This window comes from Dyadobacter sp. OTU695 (assembly GCF_038440355.1).
Classification (GTDB): domain Bacteria; phylum Bacteroidota; class Bacteroidia; order Cytophagales; family Spirosomataceae; genus Dyadobacter.
On the sequence record NZ_JASATN010000020.1, the window covers coordinates 81,380 to 103,200 of the forward strand.

A 21,821-nucleotide genomic window follows, 5' to 3' on the forward strand; every position below is an offset into this window, starting at 1 on the left:
TGAAACAGCGTCTAAATGGAGATAAAAATTGGTAAAATGTTTACCAAATCCGTAAACTTTTCTGTATCTTCATGGGATATTATTTGGAGGACATATTGACCGGCGAGCGACTGCCGGCCACCATCAGCAGGCTTTCGACAGAAGAAATCGTACTGCTTGACAATAGCAAGAGATTTGATTTTGAATGGAAGCGGCAGCTTCAATTTGAAATATACGGGCTTTTCCTGGAATGCCCGGGGCAGGTCATCGGCCTGGTTTCGCTGGAATGTCAGCCGAAAAACTTAGCTATTGAAATCAAACTGATCGCGAATGCGAGGGAGCATATCGGTTCAAATAAGAGATATGACAGAATAGCCGGATGTTTGATCGCGTTTGTCTGCAAAAGATCTTTCGATTTGAAGTTCGACGGCTATGTTTACCTTAAACCTAAAACCTCAATTATACGCCACTACCGTCAAAAGTATGGTTTTAGCGACGCAAGCAATTGTCTTTTTTCAGATACCTATAATTCCGGAAAATTAATCGACCAATATCATGAGGCAGATAACTAAGAAAGACCGACAGACAATAGAGAGGCTGTTTAAGGAATTTACGATCGAAGAAATTGCAGATGCGTTCATGATTCCGCGCGAGCGGCTGGCCCCGGAAGAGGAAGAAAAGGGCATGCAAAAATTCCGTGCGATGCGCCAGCAGGAAATTTCCAACCGGACACCGGAGCAATGGAGAGAAGCCAGGTCTCTTCAGGTCAAATATCAGATTCTTAACTACATAGACGATACAGAATCTCAAGAGCACTGGAACTTCCAGTACTTTCTCAACGAATACATCCGCGCCCAGGACAAAAAAGACAAAGAATTTGCGGCGGATGTGGATGTGAAGCCTTATGTGCTCAGTCAATACCTGAATGGCCACCGTACCCCGCCGAAGGAGTTCCTGATCCGGCTGGAACTGCATTCAAATGGTTTAATTCCTGCCTCCTGGTGGTTTAGATTATTGCAAAAGTCAAAGGAAGCGGAACTGATGCAGGACACCGCAATTCGTGAGCAGGAAAGCAGGCATGTCAAAAATAAAATCGAACTTGCGCTTTAAACGATTTTTGTTATTCCGAATGAATTTACGCGCATTTTTACTTCACGACCTGCTACTGGTCTGCGTTCTGACGAGCTTTCATTTTGCGGCGCAGGCTTCCGATACGCTTCGCATCGAAGGCGGGAAGATTTCCGGCACCTCGAGTCCCGACGGTCGGATCAGCATTTACAAAGGCATCCCGTTTGCCGCCCCACCTGTGGGAGATTTGCGTTGGAAGGCTCCTCAACCAGTGAAAAAATGGAGCGGCGTACGCGCATGCGACGCATTTGGCCCGAGTCCTGTGCAAAATGAACCGGTACCGTTCAGCATGTGGAGCGCTGAATTTCTGATCCCTAAAACACCCATTAGCGAAGATTGCCTTTATCTGAATGTCTGGACGGACAAACAAGGGAACACGTCAACCAAAAAGCCGGTGCTCGTCTGGATTTACGGTGGCGGGTTCGTCAGCGGCGGTGCGGGGTGCCCCATTTACGATGGCGAGGCGACAGCCCGAAAAGGTGTTGTTTTTGTAAGTATTAATTACCGTGTAGGCGCATTCGGCTTTTTCGCGCATCCCGAACTGACGAAGGAATCAGGAAAGAATGCGTCGGGGAATTATGCCCTGATGGACCAGATCGCGGCTTTGAAATGGGTTAAAAAGAACATCGCCCAGTTTGGTGGCGATCCTGAAAATGTCACAATAGCGGGCCAATCGGCAGGTTCGATGAGCGTGAATTGCCTGGTGGTGAGCCCCCAGGCAAAGGGTCTTTTCAATAAAGCAATTGCTGAAAGCGGTGCGGGCTTCGGTAGAAATTATCCGTCACTGAAACAAGCCGAGGAGGCAGGTCTGAAAGCAGGCGAAAAATTGAATGCCACTACATTGGCAGCATTACGAAAAGTCCCTGCAGAAGAAATTTTAAAGAATGTTACCGCATACCGCGGACCCATTACCGACGGGTTGGTACTCTCGGAATCGGTGTCTGCGATTTACCAGGCGGGAAAACAGAATCCGGTCACACTCCTTACTGGCTGGAACCAGAATGAAAATGCGGTCGCCCAGCCGAAAAATGCTACCGATTTTCAGGCTCAATACAACCAGCAATACGGTCCTATCGCCCAGACATTCTTTCAATACTACCCGGCGCAAACCGACGCGGAAGCTGCTCATTCCCAGAATGAATTGGCCCGCGACATCAGTTATGGTGTTCAAAACTACTCCTGGGCGCAAGCACAAGCGCGGCAGGGCAAGGGCGCATACCTGTACCGGTTTACACGCAAGTTGCCCGCCACGAGCGTTTACGCACAATATGGTGCCTTTCATACCGGCGAGGTTGCTTACGCGTATGACAACCTTCGTTTTATCGACCGTACATTGCGCCCATTGAATGCCACAGACGATCAGATTGCCAATGTGATGTCCGCCTATTGGGTAAATTTTATTAAAACCGGCAACCCTAATGGCGCCGGATTGCCGGTATGGCCTGCATTTAATCCCAATGCTCCACAAATGATATTGTTGGGCGACGAAATCAAAGCCGGGCCTTTGACCGAACAACCCGCGCTGGATTTCCTTATCGAGCAAGCTTCCAAACGGTAGAATTAACAGAAAGTCGGCTTAGAGCGATTGTAACCAGTCAAACCAAACCGGCTTCCTATGCGCATTGACCGAAAGACATTCCTTCAAAACCTCTCCCTGGCTGCCACAGCAACACTTCTGCCCGATTTCGGCCAGGCCGGCCCGCTGGTTTGGAAAAAACCTAAAATGCAACTCGGGTTTGTGACTTACCTCTGGGGCAAAGACTGGGACGTCCCTACTTTGATCAAAAACCTTTCGGACACCCACATTACCGGCGTCGAGCTGCGCGTGGAGCATGCACACAAGGTAATGCCCGACCTCACACCGGAACAGCGGAAAGAGGTAAAGAAGCAATTTGCCGATAGCCCGGTAAAAATTGTGGGCCTTGGCACGAACCAACAATATGACTTTCCCGATCAGGACAAATTAAAAGCGTCGATTGAACGCACCAAAGAGTTCATCCGCCTGAGCGCGGACGTGGGCGGCACGGGTGTGAAGGTGAAACCCAATGCATTGCACAAGGAAGTTTCCACCGAAAAGACATTGGAGCAAATCGGGCTCGCACTACGTGGATTAGCAGGTTATGCCGCCGACTTCGGCCAGCAATTGCGACTGGAAGTACACGGCGAAGAGACCCAGGAACTGCCTAATATCCGCAAGATCATGGATTACGCCGACCACCGCAATGCCAAAATATGCTGGAACTGCAACAAGCAGGACCTGGACGGACAAGGCTTTCAATACAATTTTGACCTGGTTAAAAAGTATTTCGGCGATACGTGCCATGTCCGCGAACTCGACCGCACCGATTATCCCTATCCCGAACTGATCGATAATCTTGCCAAAATGGATTACAAGGGCTGGGTATTACTGGAATGCCACACCAACCCGGACGACAAAATCAAGGCGCTGAGTGAACAGCGCCAGGTTTTCGACAAAATGATGGCCAAATACTAGCTACCAGCGAACGGCTTTAAACTTCCAACCGGGCACTTTTTTCTGCATCTCAATTTCATCGTCGCGCTTTTTAAGACCGCAATCGATGTAGTTCTGATGCAGTTTTTTCAATGCCTCGCGGTCGAGCTCCACGCCCAGACCCGGGCCGGTGGGCACCCGCACGCTGCCTTCTTCAAACTGAATACGCCCGCCGACGATCACCTCGTCGCTTTGCCAGGGATAATGTGTGTCCAGCGCATAGGGAACCTCGGGTAAAGCAGCGCCGAGGTGCACCATAGCTGCCAGCGAAATGCCCAGGTGACTGTTGGAATGCATCGACAAGCCGCGGCCGAAGGTCTCGCAAATGCCCGAAAGTGTCATCGAAGCACGTAATCCACCCCAAAAATGATGGTCGCTGAGGATAATATCTTCGGATCCGAGCTTGATGCTTCCCGGAATGTCAGCAAAGGAAGTGGTACACATGTTGGTAGCCAGGGGAATGCCTAGCTCCTTCCTCACCTTCGCCATGTTCTCCTGCCCACGCACGGGATCTTCCAGGTATTCGAGAATGCCTTTCAGCTCACGCCCGTAGCGGATCGCCGTTTCTACTTCCCAGATCGCATTTGGATCGACGCGCAGGGGTATATTCGGACCGAACGCCTTGCGCAACGCCAGCATCGAATCGACTTCGACTCGCGGTTCAAAAACGCCTCCTTTCAACTTAATGAACTGAAAGCCAAATTCTTTGCACATCTCCCGCGCTTGCTCCACGATGCTTTCGGGGTCGAGCGCGGCGGCCTGACGTGCAGCGGCCCAGCCAGTGGCGCCCGGATCGGTACCGAATTCCAGCGGTCCGCCTGCGCCTTCGTATTTATAAAACAAGTAGGCCGAAAACGGCACACGGTCCCGCATTTTACCACCCAGCAAATCTACGACCGGCCGGCCGGTGATCTTGCCGATAATATCCAGACAAGCTACCTCGACCGAGCTAAAAATATGGACAAGCTTCCGCTGGTCCCAGGGTGCATCCCCACGCGCAGCCGCCGATTCGGTGCCGAAATGGTCCGTCAGCACCTGCCGGATCACATTCAGATTGAACGGGTCGCGGCCGATCAGCAATGCCTTGGCCTCTTCCAATGCAGCGTCGATATCGCTGTTGCCCGGTATCTCGCTAATGCCCGAAATACGGTCATCCGTAACGATTTCAACAACCGTACGAAGCGCATAAGGCGCATGCAAACCAGCCGCATTCAACAACGGCGGGTCAATAATGGCAATGGGTGTAATGTGGATTTCCTGGATGTGGGACATTGGGAATGATGAATGACTGAATGATTGAATGATTGAAAATTCACACATTCACACCTCCTACCGAGCCGGTGGCAAGCATCTTCACAAACTGATGTCTTTTCATGATCATCGGTTAAGGTGGAACTATCAAAATCTGTTAACTTTCCAATGCAAGAAACAGTGCGCTGTGATCGAGCTCTCCATTGCCCTGCTGCATGGCAGCTTCCATTTGCCGGGCGACAGTTTCCGTGCCCGGAAGCGTGAGATCGAGCTCTTCGCCGGTTTTGAGGGCAATATTGATGTCTTTTTGATGCAGTTTGATTTTAAACCCGGGCTTGAAATTCTGGTCGATCATCCGCTGGCCGTGCAGGTCGAGAATACGGCTCTGGGCGAACCCTCCGAGCAGCACTTCCCGCATTTTGGTAAGGTCTACACCTGCCTTTTCGGCCAATGTAAATGCCTCCGCAACCGCCTGGATCGTCTGTCCGACGATCATTTGGTTACAAGCCTTGGTCGTTTGCCCCGCACCCGGCTCGCCGATATGCACAATGTTCTTGCCCATTGCCTGAAAAACCGGTAACGCCCGCGAAAATGCCGCTTCGTCGCCACCGACCATAATTGACAGCGTGGCTGCCTCTGCGCCTACTTGTCCGCCCGAAACCGGTGCATCCAGTACCTGAACGCCCTTTTCCCCCATGGTTTCGTAGAGCTTCCGGGCAACGAGCGGCGCTATCGTGGACATATCAATGAATAGACTTCCCTCCCGAATACCTGCCAGGACTCCGCCATTGACCACCTGCTCGACCTGCGGTGAATCGGGCAGCATGGTGATAACAATATCGCTTCCCGCTGCCAGAGCAGTCGCGTCGAGCCATAGGCCAGCGCCCGCATCTTTTAGTATGCCCGATGCCTGGCTATCTGCCAGCACGCCCACCGGGTAGCCAGCCTTCAAAAGATTGAGCGCCATTGGTTTGCCCATGATGCCGAGTCCTATAAAACCAATTTTCTCCATTCTTTATTAACTATCTGTTTTTGAAATAATTAAACCAACGGGAAGATGCGCGCTGCGATCATCAGTACGATCAGGCCCACGCAGCCCATCACTACCAGCATGGGCGAAAAAGTTTTCAATGCCTCTTTTTCGGTGAGATTGCTGATCTTGACAATGATCCAGAAACCAGCGTCGTTCATCCATGGCACAAGTTTAGAGCCGCAACCGATCGCGAGACCGAGGTACAGTGGATGATATTCCAAATGGGCGCTGGTAGCCATTCCTGACAAAATACCCGAAGCTGTGATCAAAGCCACCGTAGCTGAGCCCTGCGCCGTGCGCACAATCGCGCTGATGACGAATGCGAGCGGAATGAGCGTCATCTGGTAGTCGGCGGTGAGTGCGGCAATGCGAGAACTAATGCCCGTTTGCTGTAACACCCCGCCGAATGCACCACCCGCAGCCGTGATAAGGATAATGCCTCCCCCGCTCATCAATGCCGCTTGCACAAATGACGAAATACCTTCCTTGCTACCCTTTTTTCGGACGGCCAACAGCACCAGGGCAATCAGTCCGCCGGCAACCAGGGCAATGTTTTTATCCCCGACCAATGCGACAAAATCCACGAGGAAATGCGACAGCGAGGATTCCGGCACAAATGCGCCCGATTTGATCGTTGATTTCAAAATATTATCCAGGCAAATAAATACCAACGGAAAGGTGACCGGCAGCAGCGAAAACCACAGTGGCGGCAGCTCCTTATCCGTCTGCCCGGCCAGTGAGCGAATATCTTCCAGCCGGGCGTCGAGCGAATCGCGGAGTTCTACCGGCCATTTGGCATTGGCCCATTTGGCAAAAAGGAAACCGGCCGTGATCGTCACCAGACCGAGCAATGTGCCACCGGCCATCATCATACCGATCGGAATATTCATTTCACCGATCAGGAACAAAGGCCCGGGCGCAGGCGGCACAAACGAATTGGCCATAGCCGCTCCACCCGTAATGGCCAGTACCAGCAACAGATAGTTCTTGCCGATACGCATGCTCACCGCCTTCGCCAGCGGGATCATGAGGAAGATTACAATGTCAAAAAACACCGGCACACCCAGGAAGAAGCTGCTCACCAGGAATGCGATCGGCGCGTTGTTCACGCCCGTCACAGCGAGCATCGACCGTACGATCCGCTCGGCTGCACCACTTTCGAGCATGGCTTTACCAATAATTGCGGCCATCGCGATCAGGATGCCTATTTTGCCACACGTGCTGCCAAATTCCGTGGCAATTCGCTCGCCTATGCTCTTCTTCGATAATGCGGCTGCCGCTTCCGGCGACGACCCTTTCGCGATGGCAAATGCCTCGACGGATGACGTTGGTGTAAGTAATGCTACGACAAACGCGGCCAGAATAAGTGCCAGAAACGGATGCAATTGCAGGAAAATAATGCCTCCAACCACGATGATCACGCCTATAAGAAGGATAAAAAGCGGGTCGCTGAAAAGAACCGTCGTCAAAGTCATGAAAAATCAGGTTTGAGATGGGCGGAGATCGTTCAGTTTTTTGGCCATCACACGGGCGCCTTCGGCTACAAAAGTGGCGTCGGAGCCGCAGGCGATAAACCGGATGCCCAACTCGTGGTAGGCCGCGTATTCATTGGTGTTAAAAAACAGGATACCGACCGCTTTTCCGGCTTTTCGGGCGGCTTCGCATGTTTCCCGTACGGCTTCGCGGAACCTGGGATGATCGAACTGTCCGAATATGCCGAGCTCCATCGAAAGGTCGGCCGGGCCGATAAAAAGGACGTCTACCTCGTCGGTACCGGCAACCGCGTCGAGGTGGTTGAGCACTTCCACCGTTTCGATCTGCGCGATACCGAGGATATTGTCGCGGCTGTTGTCATAATACTCCTGAAAATGCTGCCCGAAGCCCGTTGCACGCACCATTTTGGCCACGCCCCTGCTCCCAAACGGTGGATAATGCAAGCCCTGCACGAGTTTTTGCGCCCCTTCCGCATTCAGGATCTTGGGACACATGACACCCTCCGCACCCATGTCGAGCACCCGGTGAATGCGCTGGCTTTCCGAACTTTCCACGCGCACGATCGCGGCGGTGGCGGTATGTTCGAGCGCCTGCAACTGATAGAGCACGTCCTTTTCGAACCCTGCGCCATGTTCCAGGTCTATGAGCACCCAATCGAAACCGGCCATTCCGACAATCTCAGCCGTTAGGGAGCTGCCCGTGTTGAGCCAGCAGCCATGCAGGGTTTCCCCGTTTTGCAGTCTTTTTTTCAGGTTTTTCATTCAAAAATCGGTTGATACAATGCTTTTTTTGTCCCGCCACACCCGGGTTTCGAGCAGGTCAGGACCTTGCACGGTGATCGCCTTCCGGGTATTGTCGTGGTTCACATTCAATTCGGCGTCGGTATAGGTTAGCCGACAATAAGTCCGTAATCTGATGCTGCTGGGCCACATAAGGCACTTCCACGCCGTCAAACAGGACCTGCGTCATACCCGGCTGCGTGGTCTCACCTCGTGGTAGCTGTCACTTTTTCCAGATGAGACTCATTTTGCGCATTTATACCCCACTATTTTATCTTTTTTATTAAAATAATACAGAATGTATTTCAAAACACTTATCGCGGGTTGGCACTCTCGTGTTGACAAGCCATTAATATCTGCGTAAATTGTGAGTAGCTCCTATAAAAATGAGCCGATCCTATGAGAAAACTGACCTCGACGAATTACTACAACCAGACGTTCCTGGAAGAGAAATGTACATTGAACGAACTGATCAACCTGCTTAGCAAACGGTGGCTGACAGAGGTGATGTTCAGCATTGAAGAAGGCAACAACCGGTTTTCGACCCTGAAAGAGGACCTTAAACACATTAGCGACAACATCTTAGCCGATCGCCTGAAACTGCTCGAACAGCATAAGCTGATCATACGCAACGACAATTTCCGCGAAGTGCCGAGCCGTGTCGAATACACGCTGTCCGAAACCGGTTCCAAGCTCAGCGAGCTGCTCGACGGCCTCTGCCACTTCTCCGAAACCGAGATGGAATTCCCCGAATGACACCCTGTTAAAGACCGCCCGCCCGGTCCTTAACAAATGTTAACAATCACTTCGGAAATTGTGAGTTAATAAAACAGGCTTACCACCATTTGATCATCCGCCGGTGTTGCTTGCACATCGGATTCGTTACGCTTTTACCTGCCGAATAAATTCGGCAATGCATTCAAGCCAACAGCATCGCATTGCCTGTAATTCGCTCAATTTTACCGGCACTGTTCAGCATTCTCTCACCGGCGAGGTGTTCGCGACGTCCATTAGTTGTGCCGAAAGTACCAAACGCTCACAAGTCAGAGCCGCTGACTGGTTATTTGATTGGCATTCCGAGTTGTGCCGAAAGGACAGGCAGGTGCTCAAAATCGAGCTATTGCATGAACCCTCGACGATCCAGGGGCTGATCAGCCTTGCGGACAAAGGCAACCATATTTATGCGCATTTAATTGAGAATGTAAGCTGGAATAAAGGAAAAAATAAGCTATATTGTGGTGTGGCAGGGAACCTGTTCGCAGCTGCCTGCAAGTTGTCTTTTGACCTGAAATATGACGGTGTGGTTTCCTTCGTTCCCAAGACGCAACTCGTTGAGCATTACCAGAAAACTTTTGGCGCCAAGCTGTTCGGGCCAAACCGGATGTTTATCGATACCCGGGAAGCAATGATGCTGGCAAAACACTATCTAACACAAACCATTTAAGCAATCTGCCCCATGACGGATTTCAAAAAAATAGACGAAAAAGATCTTGTGCTCATCGACAGAAAGCTGACCGACAAGGAAGAAAAAGAATTCAGCGCCTTTCTCAAATCACGGAAACTATCTTCCAGGAAAGACGCTGCTGTAAAAACCGCACACTAACTACCCGCACCGCACAGATCACGCAGCACTACCGATGCGCAGGTCGCGCCAAAGGTGGCGGGGAGGTAGGGCATTGTTCCGTAGGCCGACTTCTTATAGTTACTGCCGTCGGTGAGGATGAGCGATTCGCGGATCTGTTCTTCGGTTGAGAAAACTGCCTTGATCCCTTTGTAAATACCCGCCTTTTTAAGATTTTTCCTAACCTGCTGCGCAAAAGGGCAATTGTAGGTCTTCGAAATATCGACCACTTTCAGTTTTGTAGGATCCATTTTCCCGCCCGCTCCCATAGAGCTTACAATGCGTATATCACGCTTGTACGCCTGCGTGAGGAAGGTCAGCTTCGGGGTGACGCTGTCGATCGCGTCAACAATGTAATCGTAGTTGGTGATTGAGAGGATTTGCTCCACGGCATCCGGCGTTACAAAGCTCTTGACTACATTCAGATTAAGCTCCGGATTAATGGCTTTGAGGCGCTCGGCCATGATATCGGCCTTGCTCTGGCCATGGTTCGTTGCCAATGCCGGCAATTGCCGGTTACGGTTGGTCGGGTCGACCACATCGCCATCGACGATGGTCATCGTGCCTACCCCGCCGCGGCATATAAATTCGGCGGCAAATGAGCCTACTCCACCCAGTCCGATCACGAGCACATGCGCCTGGCTGAGCTTTACCAGGTTTTCCCTGCCGATCAGTAATTCCGTCCTGGAAAGCCAGGAAAAATCCTCCATCATTGTTTAAATACTTTACCAAAATTCCGTTCAAGCTGCAAAACAATCTCTTTTTCCGGAATATTCCGCAGCCGGGCGGCGGTTTTGTAGACTTCACGGATGTCGGCACGGGTATCGTCGGTTTCGAGCAAAATCTGCTCTATCGGAACGGCCCTGAACGCCTCAACGACGGCCGGGTTGGGATGCAGCAATGATTTTCCGAACGACAGGTAATAGCCCGCGTCGATCACCGGGCGGAGCACCGAAAGGCGATTGTTGATTCCATGAAAAATCACGGATACACGGGTACGTTTCAAAAGTGCCAGACATTCCTGAAATGCTTTCACACAATGGATTATCAGCGGCTTTTGCAACTCTTCCGCCAGTGCAATCTGCTCTTCGAATGCTCGGTATTGGGTGTCCCAGTCCGTAACGGTGAGCTTGTCGAGGCCGCATTCTCCTATGGCAAGTACCTGCGGTTGCGCCGCATATTGTCGCAATTGTTCAAAATTAGCGGAAAGCGTTTCCGAACGGATATACCAGGGGTGCAGGCCCGCACTCACATGCCGGGAAGCGGTAGCTGACCCGAACCCGCTATGCCGGTTTTCAATGGCCAGTACGCCGGGCTCGTTGGCCGGGTAATGGGTGTGAACGTCCAGATACATCGATGTCCGGCCCTTCATTCAAACGGATTGACGGCGTACATCAGATTTCTCGCCGATATCTCGTGGGAATCGATGTGCGTCTTGCCTTTGTAGTTGCGTACCCTGAGATTGTCATTACCCTGATAGACAAATGAAAGCGTTGCCACCGGCTGGCCGACATTAAACATCTTGGACCCTTTTTCGGTATAGGCGCCGATAAGCTCTTCCAACAAAGCGGCGTCCTGAAATTCAAGGCATTTCAAAGTAAAACCATCGATATCACCGTCCCAGTTGAGATAAAGCAGATGGCGTTGGCCCGGGGCTATTTCAAAGTAAAAATTAAAGCGGCGCTGACCGTCAAATGCCGCCGAAAGTTGTAATTCCTTCGATTCGGGGAAATAGGTTTTGATCTGGTCGCGTAAGTAATCGAGTGAATTCATGATCGTGCGTGGGTGGTGTCTTTCAATTCGTGTATAAACAAATATATCCAGCCAACGGCTAAATTTCAAGGATCAGCCCGGAAACAGTTTGATTACGTGCTTAAACGTTTTACCAAGCGGCAGGACCTTTCCGTTGAGCAGGCGGATCATGTTGCCTTCAAAATAGTGCACGATTTTTTTGTTCAGGACAAACGACTTATGTACCCTGATGAACGTATCGCCCGGTAATTGTGCTTCGAAACTTGCCAGCGTGCGCTGCGTGAGCAGAAAGTGATCCCGTCCCCAGACTTTCACGTAATTACCCAGGCTTTCAAGGTAATACACATCGTCAAGCTGCATTTGGATCAGCTTCTTGTCGGATTTAATATACAGCGGCTCCTGTTCGTGCTGCGCCGTGGCCGGAGCGGGTACTATCGCCACCTGCTTACGCAAAGTATGTTGTTCCAACGCACGGTTCGCGGCTTTCAGGAAACGGTCGAAACGGAAAGGTTTCAGCAGGTAATCGACCACTTCGAGTTCGAAACTTTCCAGCGCATGCTCCTCATAGGCCGACGTTATGACAACCAGCGGCCGCTGATTGAGCGTACGCAGAAAGTCGAGCCCACTGAGCTTCGGCATGCGGATATCCAGGAAAATAAGGTCGACGGCATGATGATTAAGAAAAGAAAATGCCTCGGTCGCCAGGTAGCATTGCCCGGCCTTTTCGAGAAACGGAACATCGTACAGGTACCTCAGGATCACATCATGGGCCAGGGGTTCGTCGTCTACAATCAGGCAGCGTAATTTCATAGCAAATCAATTTCCAGGCTGGCGACAAACACGCCATTCTCTGCTTCGGCAATCAGCCGGTGCTTTCCCGGGTAAAGCAATGCCAGCCGTTTCCGCAAATTAGTCAATCCGATGCCTGTATGCGCATCCGTTGCCGGTTCGAAGGAATTTTTGCATACAAAACGCACCGATCGCCGGTCTGCTTGAAGGGTGATATGCAGAAAGGCCGGATTCTCGGCACTTTCAACCCCGTGTTTGAATGCATTCTCGACAAAAACAATCAGCAGCAGCGGCGCAACCTGAATCGTAGAATCAGCGATCTCCTTCTCAAATTGCAGGTCGAGGCTCCTTTTAAGCCGGATCTTCTGCAATTGCAGGTAGTCGTTCAGGTATTTGACTTCGTCCTGAATACCAACAAACGGCTCCCTGGCCTTGTAAATGACATACCGCATCAGCTCCGAAAGCTGCAAAATACTTTCGGGAGTCTGCTCGGAGCGTTGCAGGCTCAACGCATACAGGTTATTGAGTGTATTGAAGAAAAAGTGCGGATTAAGCTGTTGCTTTAAAAGATCGAGTTCGGCAAGGGATTTTTCATGCAGAAGGGCTGTGATCATGCTGTTCTGCTTCGTCCACTGGATCGCGAGCAATACCGGCAGGCTTATCGCAAATATCAGCACCGCTCCAAATGCATTCTCCGCAACAAAAGGATTTGCAGAAAACACGCCTCCCAGGGCTTTGCTTAGCGGCAAACTGGCAAGCAACTGGCCCCAGAAAGGATAAAAAACACCGATGAGCGCCGCGGAACAAAGGAGGTAATGCAATATCCCTCGTTCCTTCAAAATGCGCGGAACAAACCACTGGCTATTGATATAAAAGAAAAAATATCCGGCCAGGTACATCGTAAGTAATTGCAGGGAATAGCTGACAAAGAGTGGAAACCGGGCCGCTATCTTAAAAAGATGTATTTCAAAACCGATCAGCAGCTGTTTGTCGGAATGATACAACGGATTGCCGACGCTCGACACCGCCATCGCCCCAAGCAGCAGCGCAAGACCCGTAATGCTGATCAATACCGCCTTTTCCAGGCTCAGCTTCCGCACCCATTTCACCTTACGCAACCGGCTGATATACATGCTCTCGATCACCAGCACACATTCCAGTACCGCAATGCAGAGGCCGCCGGTGAACACCACCGGCCAGAGCAGACCGTCCGCCTGCATCAGACTCCCCGACAGCAATAGTAGCACCGGCAAATATCCCAAAAAGCAGCCTAGCCAAATCCGGCGATTGCGTCCCGCAAAACGCCCGTTCCGCTCGCGCACCCACGTAACCGCCAGCACGGGCGACCACAACAATGCCAAAGCCAGTAATGCCTGAAAATACGTTCCCCAGGGATCGTCCCGCCCGATCGTAAATCCGATCGAAATCCAGCAGAACAGGCCCGCAAAAAGTCCGGTATCTCTTCGCCGGCTCAGTGCCTCAGCTATTTTGTCCAGTATCACCATCCTGCAAATAAACCGGAATGCACGCTTGCCCTCAAAAATTAATGACAACCGTCGCGATTTTGGTGATATTGGTAAAACGAACATGAAAACCGGCCGGTAAGCGCATTCGTCACTAACCACTCCACCTTCCTCATTATTAATTGAATACCCGCAGAACCGCATTCATCTTTGAGGACTAACTTCAAAAGCCATGTCATGCAAAGATTGAAAATTGAGGGACTCTCCAAAACCTATCCGAACGGTACCCGCGCCCTGGACAACGTTTCACTCGAAATACCGATCGGGATGTTCGGTTTACTGGGGCCCAATGGCGCAGGCAAATCGACTTTTATGCGTATCCTGGCCACCCTCGCCCAGCCCGACAGCGGACGGCTTACCTTCGAAGGATACGATATCACGCGCGAAACCACCTGGCTAAGAAGCAGGCTCGGTTATCTGCCGCAGGATTTTGGGGTGTATCCCGGCGTTTCGGCGGAACGGCTGTTGGACCATCTGGCTGTGTTGAAGGGTTTGACCTCCAAACCCGACCGACGCGAACAGGTGAACGCCCTATTACAGCGAACAAACCTTTACCAGTACCGCAGACAAGCCGTAAGTACTTTTTCGGGCGGAATGCGACAACGCTTCGGCATTGCACAGGCTTTGCTGGGCAATCCGCAGCTGGTGATCGTCGACGAACCCACTGCCGGTCTTGATCCCGCCGAACGGCACCGGTTTCATGATCTGCTGAGCGAAATCAGCGAACAGATTGTCGTGATACTCTCAACCCACATCGTGGAAGATGTGCACGATCTCTGCCCGCAAATGGCCATACTGGTTGCCGGAAGGGTCGTACTGGAAGGTAAACCGGAAACGTTGACGCACTCGCTGCGGGGACAGCTATGGCGCAAGACGGTAACGCCGGAGGAGCTCGCCGAACTGCAAGACGTGGTTCATGTCATCGCCACGCGCAGGGTCGCGGGGCGCATTCAGGTGCATGTACTCGCGGGAGAGCGGCCTGGCCCCGGTTTCGAGGCTTTCGACGCGGGGCTGGAAGACGTTTACTTTGCCACACTATCCGGCAGAAGGGAGGTGGCCTCATGCTAGCCGCCGTGCTTCGTTTTGAAATGGGTGATCATTTCCGGCAGATTACCTTTCGCATTGCCGCATTGCTTTTCCTCGTCCTGGGCATTCTGATGCCATTTGGCACCTTTGGTGGTGAGGAAATACACCGGAACGCCCCGTATGTGATCAATTTCATCATTTGCCTGCTCACGTTGTTTACCATTTTCGTGAGCACGCTCGCTTGCGCCGCGGTGGTCCTGCGCGACTCCCATCATGGCATGGAGCCGCTAATCTTCACCACCGGCATCCGACGCCCGTCCTACTTCTTTGCCCGGTTTTTCGGATTGCTCGGCGCCGTCTTTCTGGTCATATCCCTTGCCGCGACGGGCACGGCGGTAGCAAGCTTCATTGCCCCACCCGACCGCCTCGGCCCATTTCATTTCTCCCACTACCTCGTCCCATTGTTGACATTTGGCCTTCCGGGCGTCGTGTTTTGTTGCAGCATCGTATTTGCAACGGCATTGTTGACACGAAATGTGCGGTTCGTGTATGCGGCGGGCGTTTTGATTTTTATCGTTTATTTCACCGCTTCCATCCTGGGTAATTCACCGGTGATGGCGGGCTCCGTACCCGCTCCCGGCGGCCCGGGCTGGTTTTCTATTTTGATAGATCCATTCGGTTTTACTGCATTTTTTGGAGAAACCATAAACTGGCCCGCCTGGCGGCGCAACGGCGAACTGTTCCCCCTGACGCCGGTTTTCATGGCTAACCGCCTCTTCTGGACTGTCATTTCGCTGGGACTCCTGGGATTGGCTTATGGCCGTTTCAAATTCAGGGTTTTATCTGAAAAAGATCAGAAGACGGACTATGAAGCTCTTCCGCTGGTCTCGGTGCCCTACCGTCCGATCAATGCACACATCAAAAAGCGCAATTATCACTGGCAAACCTTTCTACGCATATTCTTTCTGGAAACAAAGACGCTTTTTAACCCCGTGTTCAACGCGTTAATCTTTGCACTATGGGTGTTTTTCAATGCCATCGAGCTCTTTGAAAACCTTTCCAACGGCCCCTATGGCGTACGGAGTTACGCCACCACTGGAATACTTGCCGAGCAACTCGTAGCAGTCCGTCCGGCGTTGCTGCTGATCATTTTTTATGCTTCTGAATTGATCCACCGGGAAAAAGCAACGGGAATCCAGCCGCTGATTTTTACTACGCCGGTTTCGGCACGGGTGTTCGCTACCGCCAAATCCCTCACATTGATCGGGTGGATACTAACCCTCGTTACGGTTCACATCGCGATAGGTGTGGCAGTCCAGCGGTTTTCAGGATTTGAGGTTTTTGAATGGGGCACCTACTTTTCGCTCTACTATTATGCGGGCCTGCCCCTCGTGCTCTATGCAATCCTGATCCTATTCATTCAAACGCTCACAGCCAACAAATACCTGGGAATGCTCGTCAGCGGACTGGTGATCGGGGTTTTCATTTTTGGCCGAAAACTGGGTCTTGAAAGCTATCTTGTACGTTTCGCCACCGCACCACGCCTGCATTACTCGGACTTTCACGGATTCGGGCACAGTGGCCTGTCGTTTCACTGGCATGTGCTCTATTGGGCGTTCATCGCGCTTGCACTCGCGGCCAGCGCGGCGCGCATGTGGCCGGGCAATGCACGGGAGCAACGGCCCGGGCGCATACGTAAGGGCGTAATATCCTATGGCCGCACAGCCGCATTTGTATCGCTCTGCATCCTTTTGGCCACGGGTACAGGATTTTATATTCAGTTTAAAACCGGGCATTCCGCTCTCAACCGCACCGGGGCGACCGATATGGAATGGCAGGCGAGGTACGAAAGGAAATACAAACCGCTCGAAAACACTCCCCAGCCGGTCATTACTGCTGTTAATCTCCGGACCGACCTTTATCCATCCAGGCAATACTACACGGTAAAGGGCTATTTAAAGGTTAAAAACAAATCGACGAAACCCATTACCCACTTATGGATCGGCATTGACCCGGACATGGAGCTAATAGAATTGCATCCCGAAGGCGCTTCACCGGCTTCATCGGATAAAACTTTCGGGCAGCATTGGTACCGCCCCAACCGACCACTTGCCGCCGGCCAGGAAATGACTATCCATTTCAAGATCCGCGCCGACCGGTCGGCGTTTAAAACTTTCAATAGCGAGCATGCGCTTGCCGGAAACGGGTCTTACATCGAGTTGGAAAAATACCTGCCTCATTTCGGATATCGGCCCGCTTACGAAATCGAAGATCCGGAAGAGCGACGGCAAAATGGGCTGCCGCTCCGCAAGACCACCCTGTCCATCGATCACGACTACCATTTCATTCACTTTCAAAACATTATCTCTACCGAAACCGGACAACAGGCGGTTACCGTCGGCACATTGATAAAAAGCTGGGAGAATGCAGGCCGAAGCTATTTTCACTACCAATCCCGGGAACCGATTCCTTACATGTTCGCCATGAGTGCAGCCGACTACGCGGTGAAAACGGAGCGGCACAAGGGAACAACTTTCCGGATCTATCACCACGCGGGACATTCACAAAACGTTCCGGCCATGATGCAGGCGATGAAAGACGCCGTGGATTACGGTAATACCAATTTTGGTCCCTATCAGCACGGCGAGCTCACGCTGGCTGAAATCCCGCACTACCCCGGCGCCGCGACGGCCTATCCGGGTCTCATATTCAGTCAGGAGCGAACCAATTTCAGGAGTAATCTCGGTACCGGTTTCAACTTTACCTATGCCACCACTGCCCATGAGACGGCGCATCAGTGGTGGGCAGGTCGTCTGGCTGCCCCGGCAGGGCCCGGCTACGCGCTGCTGACCGAATCGCTGGCTAAGTACACCGAGGCGATGGTGACCGAAAAGCGGTTTGGCAAAATGTACCTGAGACCCTACCATTTGATGGATACGCAGCTCTATTTCTCCTACCGCAGCGCCATGGGCGAGAAAGAAATACCGCTTTGGAAAACTGCGGAACAGCCCTTCGTGCACTACCAGAAAGGTGGGCTCGCCTTATTTCGTTTGAAAGAAGTTTTGGGCGAAGCGCATCTGGCCCGCGCGTTGGGTGAGCTGGTTAGGCACCACGGTTACCCTTTGCAAAAACCAAACACCTCTGACCTTATCGAGACGTTAAAACGCGGAGCGAATGCGACGCAAATGCGGCTCATCGACGAGCTTTTCAAGAAAGTGATTGTATTTGATAATGACATTAAAATACTGTCAAACAAATCATTACCCAACAACCAACAACTGCTCACCCTGGAAATCAATATCCGCAAAATGGATGAAACATCAGGTAAACCAGTGCCGCTGAAACCCGACGACGATATCGATATCGCTGTTTTCAATCGGGAAATAGCTGCCGAGGCCACTGCCGGGCCGATTTACCTGCAAAGGCACCATTTTTCGAAAAGCCGGTCGGTAATCAGCGTAGTGGTACCGTGCGGTCCGGTGACGGTGATGCTCGATCCATTATCCTGCATGCTTGATATGAGCGATCACAATAATGTAGTGGTATTAAAGTGAGACCTGACGGAACTTTGGAAAGTGTATTCTTCTTTCTCTTTTATTAGTACCCGGCATTCCCATGGACCTCATTTTTGAACAAGACATTAAAGACTCGTTTCGTGTAAGCCATTTTACAGGAAGCGAAAACATGCCGCCCGTCTCCCAACAACCGGCTTATCAGCGACTGGCCTATCACCGGATTCTCTTTGTACAGGAAGGTTCCGGTGTGATCGAAATTGATGATGTAAGGTTTGACCTGACCGGAAACACACTTTTCCTGCTCTCGAAAGGCCAGCTTTGCCGTTACCGGGGAAATAGTACAATCACCGGCTATGAGCTGAGTTTCGGGGATTGTTTCTGGGAGAAAACGCCGGATAGCGCTAGTAACTGCAAGGCCGTACTCTTCAACAATGCATCTGAAAACCAGCGACTTTCTTTGAATAATGCGGCTATATCTGAGCTTACTTTTTTGCTTCAATCATTACTCAATGAGTTTGAGGCAAAGGATTATGTAAACAAACTCGATGCGCTGGCCGCCTACCTGAAAATCATCATGATCAAGATCGCGAATATCAATGCGGAGGCAGGCGCGGGCTTTGATAACCATGAAAAACAGCTTTACCGGCGCTTTATCGAGCTGGTCAGCCGAAGATACCGCGAAATGCACGAGGTTTCCGAATATGCGCAAGAACTGAATATCCCGGCGAGGCGACTTTCGGATATTTGCAAACGGTGCGCGGGCAAAGGCGCGAAGGAGATCATCAACGGGCAAATCGTCGCCGAAGCGAAACGTTCATTGCAGTTCTCGTCGCAGCCGGTGAAGGAAATTGCTTACCAGCTGCATTTCAGCACGCCCGAGCAGTTCAGCCATTTTTTCAAAAAGAATGCGATGATGTCGCCCCAGGATTACCGGGTCCGCTTCGTCAATTTTGGCAGGTGATCCGCAGAATCTGACATTCCCCAGCGCTGGACGCAGGCTTAATTTTGTAAAAACAAAAAACACAAAACTATGTCTGTCAACGCATTGCAAACCATTGCGGGCATCCGCATACCCGATAGCAAGCTGGCCAACGACGCCACCGACCTGCTTCTCGAACACGGTACCGAGTTCATTTATAACCATTCATTGCGCGTTTTTCTCTTCGCCTCGCTCAACGGCAACCGGGAAAAACGGGTGTATGACCCCGAGCTGCTGTACATCAGCGCCGTTTTTCACGACCTGGGCCTGGTACCGCATTACAGTAGCCCCGACAAACGCTTCGAAGTGGATGGCGCCAATGCCGCCCGCGATTTCCTGCGAAGCAACGGCCTGCCCAAAGAGTCGATGCAACTCGTGTGGGACGCCATTGCATTGCACACGACAATCGGCGTGGCCGAGTACAAGGAGGCGGAGGTTGCATTGCTGTATTCAGGTGTGGGGCTCGATGTGATGGGCGAGGGCTACGAGCACCTCAGCACGCCCGACCGCGAGGCCATCGTGTCCGCATTCCCGCGTAACAATTTCAAAAACGGGATCATACCGACATTCTTCGGAGGCTTTTCGCACAAAACCGACACTACATTCGGCAATATCAAAGCCGATGTATGCGCCTATATGATCCCCAATTTCGAGCGCAAGAACTTCTGCGACTGCATTTTACATTCACCGTGGAGCGAGTAGGCCGGGGACTTCCTCTACAATGGTTTCAAACAGCTTTTTCGCGCTGGTATGCTTCAATACCGGCGCGATCTGCCCGCCCCAGAACATGATCAGTTCCCATTGCTGTTTTTCGGTGGCTGCTTTCCGGAGCGGTACAATGAACTGGTTCTGCAACGGAAATGGCAGCAGCTCATCGTTATGGCCTGCCAGCGTTTCGGTATAGCGGCTGCGGATGCCTCGGCCGAGCCGGCCCGTCGATACTTTGGTGAGCGTCGTGTAGCGGGCAGCGTCGGAATGCAGGAGGTTACGGTGGTATTCGGTTGCGCCGGATTCTTCGGTGGCCAGGAACGCCGTGCCGATCTGCACGCCTTCCGCGCCGAGGGTGAATGCGGCCGCCACACCGCGGGCATCGGCAATGCCACCGGCTGCTACCACGGGGGTTTTCACCTTGTCGCGGATTTGCTGCACCAGTACGAATGTACCCGTCAGCGATGCTTCCGGCGATTCGAGGAACGAGGGCCGGTGGCCGCCGGCTTCAAAACCGGAGGCGATGATGACGTCCACACCAGCATTGTCCAATGCGATCGCCTCGTCGAGCGTCGTTGCATTGCCGATGAGTTTAATGCCCTTTTTCCTGAAATCTTCCAGGATTGTTTGGGAAGGCACGCCAAAAATAAAGCTGAAAACCGGCGGTTTGGCGGTCAGTAGTGCCTCTACCTGGTTTTCGAAGCGCGAAGGGTAGGCTTTGGGCCTGGCCGGTAGCGGGGCGCCCAGTTCATCGAAAAACGGTTTGACGAGCACAGCAGCCTTGTCGAATGCTTCATCGGAAATTTCTCCTGACGAAAAGTCGCTGTCGTTGATCCAGAGGTTGATATTGTAGGGTTTGTCGGTAGCTTGTTTCAGCTCTTTGTCTAATGTAATAATTTCCTCCGGCGTGAGCATGTATGCGCCGTAGCCGCCCATTCCGCCCAGGTTGGAAACGGTCGAAACGAGCTTAACAGACGATAAATTACCTCCAAAAGGGCCTTGCAGTATCGGATATTCGATTCCCAGCGTGCGGGAAACATTGGTTTGGTTCCACATAATCCAGGTCGCGGGCGGTAAGTGAAACCCGCTGCGCAAATTAAGCAGAGAATTTGTTCGACATTGCGTGACCTACATCACATTTTGCATCATCTCGACCCGTGGTAAAGCCGGCTCAAAGTCTCGCGTGATACGCCCAGGTACGAGGCAATGAGATGCTTGGGCACGAGCTGAAACAGCGTCGGATATTGGGCGAGCAGATCTTCATACCGTTTTCTGGCATCGTTGGTCATGATCGACAGAAGTCGTCGTTGCGAGGCCACGTAGCCCCGGTTGGTCCGCCAGCGGAAAAAGTGCCCTATCGCTTCAATTTCGTGGCACATTCGCTCCCTATCCTCAGCCGACAGCGACAGAACCTCCGCATTGGCCACGCAATCCACCGTTACAACCGCCCGGCGCCCATTATACAATGCGTCATAGTCCGACGCCCACCAGGTAGGCATCGCAAATTGCAGGATCGTCATTTTCAGCTCGTCATTCAGGAAATAGGTTTTGAGACAACCGCTCACGACGAAATATTCCCGTGTCACCAACTCGCCTTCGCGGATCAGTACCTGACCTTTCCGGAAGGTTTCGGGTTTAAAACAAGCATAAAAACCGTCGAACTGCGCATCGGTCAGTTCGACGGTTTTACCAATATGGTCTTTCAGGATTTGCCGGGCGTCCATTGGGAATG

The 21,821-nt window shown here is 51.9% G+C and carries 22 protein-coding genes; 11 read left to right on the top strand and 11 right to left on the bottom strand.

The annotated features are described in order from the left end of the window. Positions 1-71: 71 nt before the first annotated feature. The 4 genes from AAHB90_RS26835 to AAHB90_RS26850 are packed head-to-tail and all read left to right on the top strand — an operon-like array spanning position 72 to position 3,601. Positions 72-551, top strand: a complete 480-nt coding sequence (locus tag AAHB90_RS26835) for a hypothetical protein (protein ID WP_342088318.1) — start codon at positions 72-74, stop codon at positions 549-551. After that, entirely contained in the window at positions 535-1,089 is a 555-nt protein-coding gene (locus AAHB90_RS26840) for a hypothetical protein (RefSeq protein ID WP_342088319.1), read from the top strand. Before AAHB90_RS26835 ends, AAHB90_RS26840 begins: the two co-directional genes overlap by 17 nt. 19 nt (positions 1,090-1,108) lie before the next feature. Beyond that, complete coding sequence (locus tag AAHB90_RS26845) at positions 1,109-2,665, top strand: carboxylesterase/lipase family protein (RefSeq protein ID WP_342088320.1); 1,557 nt, start codon at positions 1,109-1,111, stop codon at positions 2,663-2,665. A gap of 57 nt (positions 2,666-2,722) precedes the next feature. Continuing rightward, a complete protein-coding gene (locus AAHB90_RS26850; protein WP_342088321.1) occupies positions 2,723-3,601 on the top strand; it encodes a sugar phosphate isomerase/epimerase family protein in 879 nt (292 codons plus the stop codon). On the opposite strand, the gene AAHB90_RS26855 is transcribed toward AAHB90_RS26850, so the two are convergent. The 4 genes from AAHB90_RS26855 to AAHB90_RS26870 form a co-directional block, all read right to left on the bottom strand. Then, positions 3,602-4,891 (bottom strand): enolase C-terminal domain-like protein, encoded by a 1,290-nt coding sequence (locus tag AAHB90_RS26855; protein ID WP_342088322.1) that lies wholly within the window; start codon positions 4,889-4,891, stop codon positions 3,602-3,604. Between the two features lie 136 nt (positions 4,892-5,027). Then, positions 5,028-5,882, bottom strand: coding sequence for an NAD(P)-dependent oxidoreductase (locus tag AAHB90_RS26860; protein WP_342088323.1), 855 nt, complete (start codon positions 5,880-5,882; stop codon positions 5,028-5,030). A gap of 29 nt (positions 5,883-5,911) precedes the next feature. Next, positions 5,912-7,378: a GntP family permease gene (locus tag AAHB90_RS26865; RefSeq protein ID WP_342088324.1), complete on the bottom strand. Its 1,467-nt coding sequence runs from the start codon at positions 7,376-7,378 to the stop codon at positions 5,912-5,914. A 6-nt stretch (positions 7,379-7,384) separates the two neighbouring features. Continuing rightward, positions 7,385-8,158: an HpcH/HpaI aldolase family protein gene (locus AAHB90_RS26870; RefSeq protein ID WP_342088325.1), complete on the bottom strand. Its 774-nt coding sequence runs from the start codon at positions 8,156-8,158 to the stop codon at positions 7,385-7,387. Between the two features lie 417 nt (positions 8,159-8,575). Here AAHB90_RS26870 and AAHB90_RS26875 point away from each other — a divergent pair, with 417 nt between their 5' ends. The 3 genes from AAHB90_RS26875 to AAHB90_RS26885 all read left to right on the top strand — a co-directional run bounded on the left by AAHB90_RS26875 (position 8,576) and on the right by AAHB90_RS26885 (position 9,779). Then, positions 8,576-8,932 carry a winged helix-turn-helix transcriptional regulator gene (locus AAHB90_RS26875; RefSeq protein ID WP_106598884.1) on the top strand — a complete coding sequence of 119 codons (357 nt, stop codon included), beginning with the start codon at positions 8,576-8,578 and terminating at the stop codon, positions 8,930-8,932. A gap of 157 nt (positions 8,933-9,089) precedes the next feature. Continuing rightward, positions 9,090-9,620, top strand: a complete 531-nt coding sequence (locus tag AAHB90_RS26880; RefSeq protein ID WP_342088327.1) for a hypothetical protein — start codon at positions 9,090-9,092, stop codon at positions 9,618-9,620. Between the two features lie 12 nt (positions 9,621-9,632). Further along, on the top strand, positions 9,633-9,779 hold the full coding sequence (locus AAHB90_RS26885) for a hypothetical protein (protein WP_342088328.1): 147 nt from the start codon (positions 9,633-9,635) through the stop codon (positions 9,777-9,779). On the opposite strand, the gene AAHB90_RS26890 is transcribed toward AAHB90_RS26885, so the two are convergent. The 5 genes from AAHB90_RS26890 to AAHB90_RS26910 form a co-directional block, all read right to left on the bottom strand. Then, the gene (locus AAHB90_RS26890) at positions 9,776-10,510 is read right to left on the bottom strand and encodes a tRNA threonylcarbamoyladenosine dehydratase (protein WP_342088329.1); all 735 of its coding nucleotides are present in this window, start codon (positions 10,508-10,510) and stop codon (positions 9,776-9,778) included. The two genes, AAHB90_RS26885 and AAHB90_RS26890, sit on opposite strands and share 4 nt — an antisense overlap. Continuing rightward, positions 10,507-11,169, bottom strand: coding sequence for a TatD family hydrolase (locus AAHB90_RS26895; protein WP_342088330.1), 663 nt, complete (start codon positions 11,167-11,169; stop codon positions 10,507-10,509). The genes AAHB90_RS26890 and AAHB90_RS26895 overlap by 4 nt, the downstream gene beginning before the upstream one ends. Next, entirely contained in the window at positions 11,166-11,570 is a 405-nt protein-coding gene (locus tag AAHB90_RS26900) for a hypothetical protein (protein ID WP_342088331.1), read from the bottom strand. Before AAHB90_RS26900 ends, AAHB90_RS26895 begins: the two co-directional genes overlap by 4 nt. A gap of 72 nt (positions 11,571-11,642) precedes the next feature. Then, the gene (locus AAHB90_RS26905; protein WP_342088332.1) at positions 11,643-12,359 is read right to left on the bottom strand and encodes a LytR/AlgR family response regulator transcription factor; all 717 of its coding nucleotides are present in this window, start codon (positions 12,357-12,359) and stop codon (positions 11,643-11,645) included. After that, positions 12,356-13,891 carry a sensor histidine kinase gene (locus tag AAHB90_RS26910; protein WP_342088333.1) on the bottom strand — a complete coding sequence of 512 codons (1,536 nt, stop codon included), beginning with the start codon at positions 13,889-13,891 and terminating at the stop codon, positions 12,356-12,358. Before AAHB90_RS26910 ends, AAHB90_RS26905 begins: the two co-directional genes overlap by 4 nt. Before the next feature lie 147 nt (positions 13,892-14,038). Here AAHB90_RS26910 and AAHB90_RS26915 point away from each other — a divergent pair, with 147 nt between their 5' ends. The 4 genes from AAHB90_RS26915 (at position 14,039) to AAHB90_RS26930 (ending at position 20,083) form a co-directional block, all read left to right on the top strand. Continuing rightward, complete coding sequence (locus tag AAHB90_RS26915) at positions 14,039-14,929, top strand: ABC transporter ATP-binding protein (RefSeq protein ID WP_342088334.1); 891 nt, start codon at positions 14,039-14,041, stop codon at positions 14,927-14,929. After that, a complete protein-coding gene (locus tag AAHB90_RS26920; protein WP_342088335.1) occupies positions 14,923-18,441 on the top strand; it encodes an ABC transporter permease/M1 family aminopeptidase in 3,519 nt (1,172 codons plus the stop codon). Before AAHB90_RS26915 ends, AAHB90_RS26920 begins: the two co-directional genes overlap by 7 nt. Before the next feature lie 61 nt (positions 18,442-18,502). Further along, positions 18,503-19,363, top strand: a complete 861-nt coding sequence (locus AAHB90_RS26925; RefSeq protein WP_342088337.1) for an AraC family transcriptional regulator — start codon at positions 18,503-18,505, stop codon at positions 19,361-19,363. A 69-nt stretch (positions 19,364-19,432) separates the two neighbouring features. After that, positions 19,433-20,083: an HD domain-containing protein gene (locus AAHB90_RS26930; RefSeq protein ID WP_342088338.1), complete on the top strand. Its 651-nt coding sequence runs from the start codon at positions 19,433-19,435 to the stop codon at positions 20,081-20,083. Here AAHB90_RS26930 and AAHB90_RS26935 read toward each other — a convergent pair. Together AAHB90_RS26935 and AAHB90_RS26940 are read right to left on the bottom strand one after the other, a co-directional pair. Continuing rightward, positions 20,066-21,145 carry an NAD(P)H-dependent flavin oxidoreductase gene (locus AAHB90_RS26935; RefSeq protein WP_342088339.1) on the bottom strand — a complete coding sequence of 360 codons (1,080 nt, stop codon included), beginning with the start codon at positions 21,143-21,145 and terminating at the stop codon, positions 20,066-20,068. The two genes, AAHB90_RS26930 and AAHB90_RS26935, sit on opposite strands and share 18 nt — an antisense overlap. A gap of 89 nt (positions 21,146-21,234) precedes the next feature. Continuing rightward, a complete protein-coding gene (locus tag AAHB90_RS26940; protein WP_342088340.1) occupies positions 21,235-21,813 on the bottom strand; it encodes a Crp/Fnr family transcriptional regulator in 579 nt (192 codons plus the stop codon). Between the last annotated feature and the right edge of the window lie 8 nt (positions 21,814-21,821).

What these genes read in the sequence shown, in the direction of transcription:
- AAHB90_RS26835 (WP_342088318.1), top strand. Translation starts at nt 72, where the DNA reads ATGGGATATTATTTGGAGGACATATTGACCGGCGAGCGACTGCCGGCC.
- AAHB90_RS26840 (WP_342088319.1), top strand. Translation starts at nt 535, where the DNA reads ATGAGGCAGATAACTAAGAAAGACCGACAGACAATAGAGAGGCTGTTT.
- AAHB90_RS26845 (WP_342088320.1), top strand. Translation starts at nt 1,109, where the DNA reads ATGAATTTACGCGCATTTTTACTTCACGACCTGCTACTGGTCTGCGTT.
- AAHB90_RS26850 (WP_342088321.1), top strand. Translation starts at nt 2,723, where the DNA reads ATGCGCATTGACCGAAAGACATTCCTTCAAAACCTCTCCCTGGCTGCC.
- AAHB90_RS26855 (WP_342088322.1), bottom strand. Translation starts at nt 4,891, where the DNA reads ATGTCCCACATCCAGGAAATCCACATTACACCCATTGCCATTATTGAC.
- AAHB90_RS26860 (WP_342088323.1), bottom strand. Translation starts at nt 5,882, where the DNA reads ATGGAGAAAATTGGTTTTATAGGACTCGGCATCATGGGCAAACCAATG.
- AAHB90_RS26865 (WP_342088324.1), bottom strand. Translation starts at nt 7,378, where the DNA reads ATGACTTTGACGACGGTTCTTTTCAGCGACCCGCTTTTTATCCTTCTT.
- AAHB90_RS26870 (WP_342088325.1), bottom strand. Translation starts at nt 8,158, where the DNA reads ATGAAAAACCTGAAAAAAAGACTGCAAAACGGGGAAACCCTGCATGGC.
- AAHB90_RS26875 (WP_106598884.1), top strand. Translation starts at nt 8,576, where the DNA reads ATGAGAAAACTGACCTCGACGAATTACTACAACCAGACGTTCCTGGAA.
- AAHB90_RS26880 (WP_342088327.1), top strand. Translation starts at nt 9,090, where the DNA reads ATGCATTCAAGCCAACAGCATCGCATTGCCTGTAATTCGCTCAATTTT.
- AAHB90_RS26885 (WP_342088328.1), top strand. Translation starts at nt 9,633, where the DNA reads ATGACGGATTTCAAAAAAATAGACGAAAAAGATCTTGTGCTCATCGAC.
- AAHB90_RS26890 (WP_342088329.1), bottom strand. Translation starts at nt 10,510, where the DNA reads ATGATGGAGGATTTTTCCTGGCTTTCCAGGACGGAATTACTGATCGGC.
- AAHB90_RS26895 (WP_342088330.1), bottom strand. Translation starts at nt 11,169, where the DNA reads ATGAAGGGCCGGACATCGATGTATCTGGACGTTCACACCCATTACCCG.
- AAHB90_RS26900 (WP_342088331.1), bottom strand. Translation starts at nt 11,570, where the DNA reads ATGAATTCACTCGATTACTTACGCGACCAGATCAAAACCTATTTCCCC.
- AAHB90_RS26905 (WP_342088332.1), bottom strand. Translation starts at nt 12,359, where the DNA reads ATGAAATTACGCTGCCTGATTGTAGACGACGAACCCCTGGCCCATGAT.
- AAHB90_RS26915 (WP_342088334.1), top strand. Translation starts at nt 14,039, where the DNA reads ATGCAAAGATTGAAAATTGAGGGACTCTCCAAAACCTATCCGAACGGT.
- AAHB90_RS26920 (WP_342088335.1), top strand. Translation starts at nt 14,923, where the DNA reads ATGCTAGCCGCCGTGCTTCGTTTTGAAATGGGTGATCATTTCCGGCAG.
- AAHB90_RS26925 (WP_342088337.1), top strand. Translation starts at nt 18,503, where the DNA reads ATGGACCTCATTTTTGAACAAGACATTAAAGACTCGTTTCGTGTAAGC.
- AAHB90_RS26930 (WP_342088338.1), top strand. Translation starts at nt 19,433, where the DNA reads ATGTCTGTCAACGCATTGCAAACCATTGCGGGCATCCGCATACCCGAT.
- AAHB90_RS26935 (WP_342088339.1), bottom strand. Translation starts at nt 21,145, where the DNA reads ATGTGGAACCAAACCAATGTTTCCCGCACGCTGGGAATCGAATATCCG.
- AAHB90_RS26940 (WP_342088340.1), bottom strand. Translation starts at nt 21,813, where the DNA reads ATGGACGCCCGGCAAATCCTGAAAGACCATATTGGTAAAACCGTCGAA.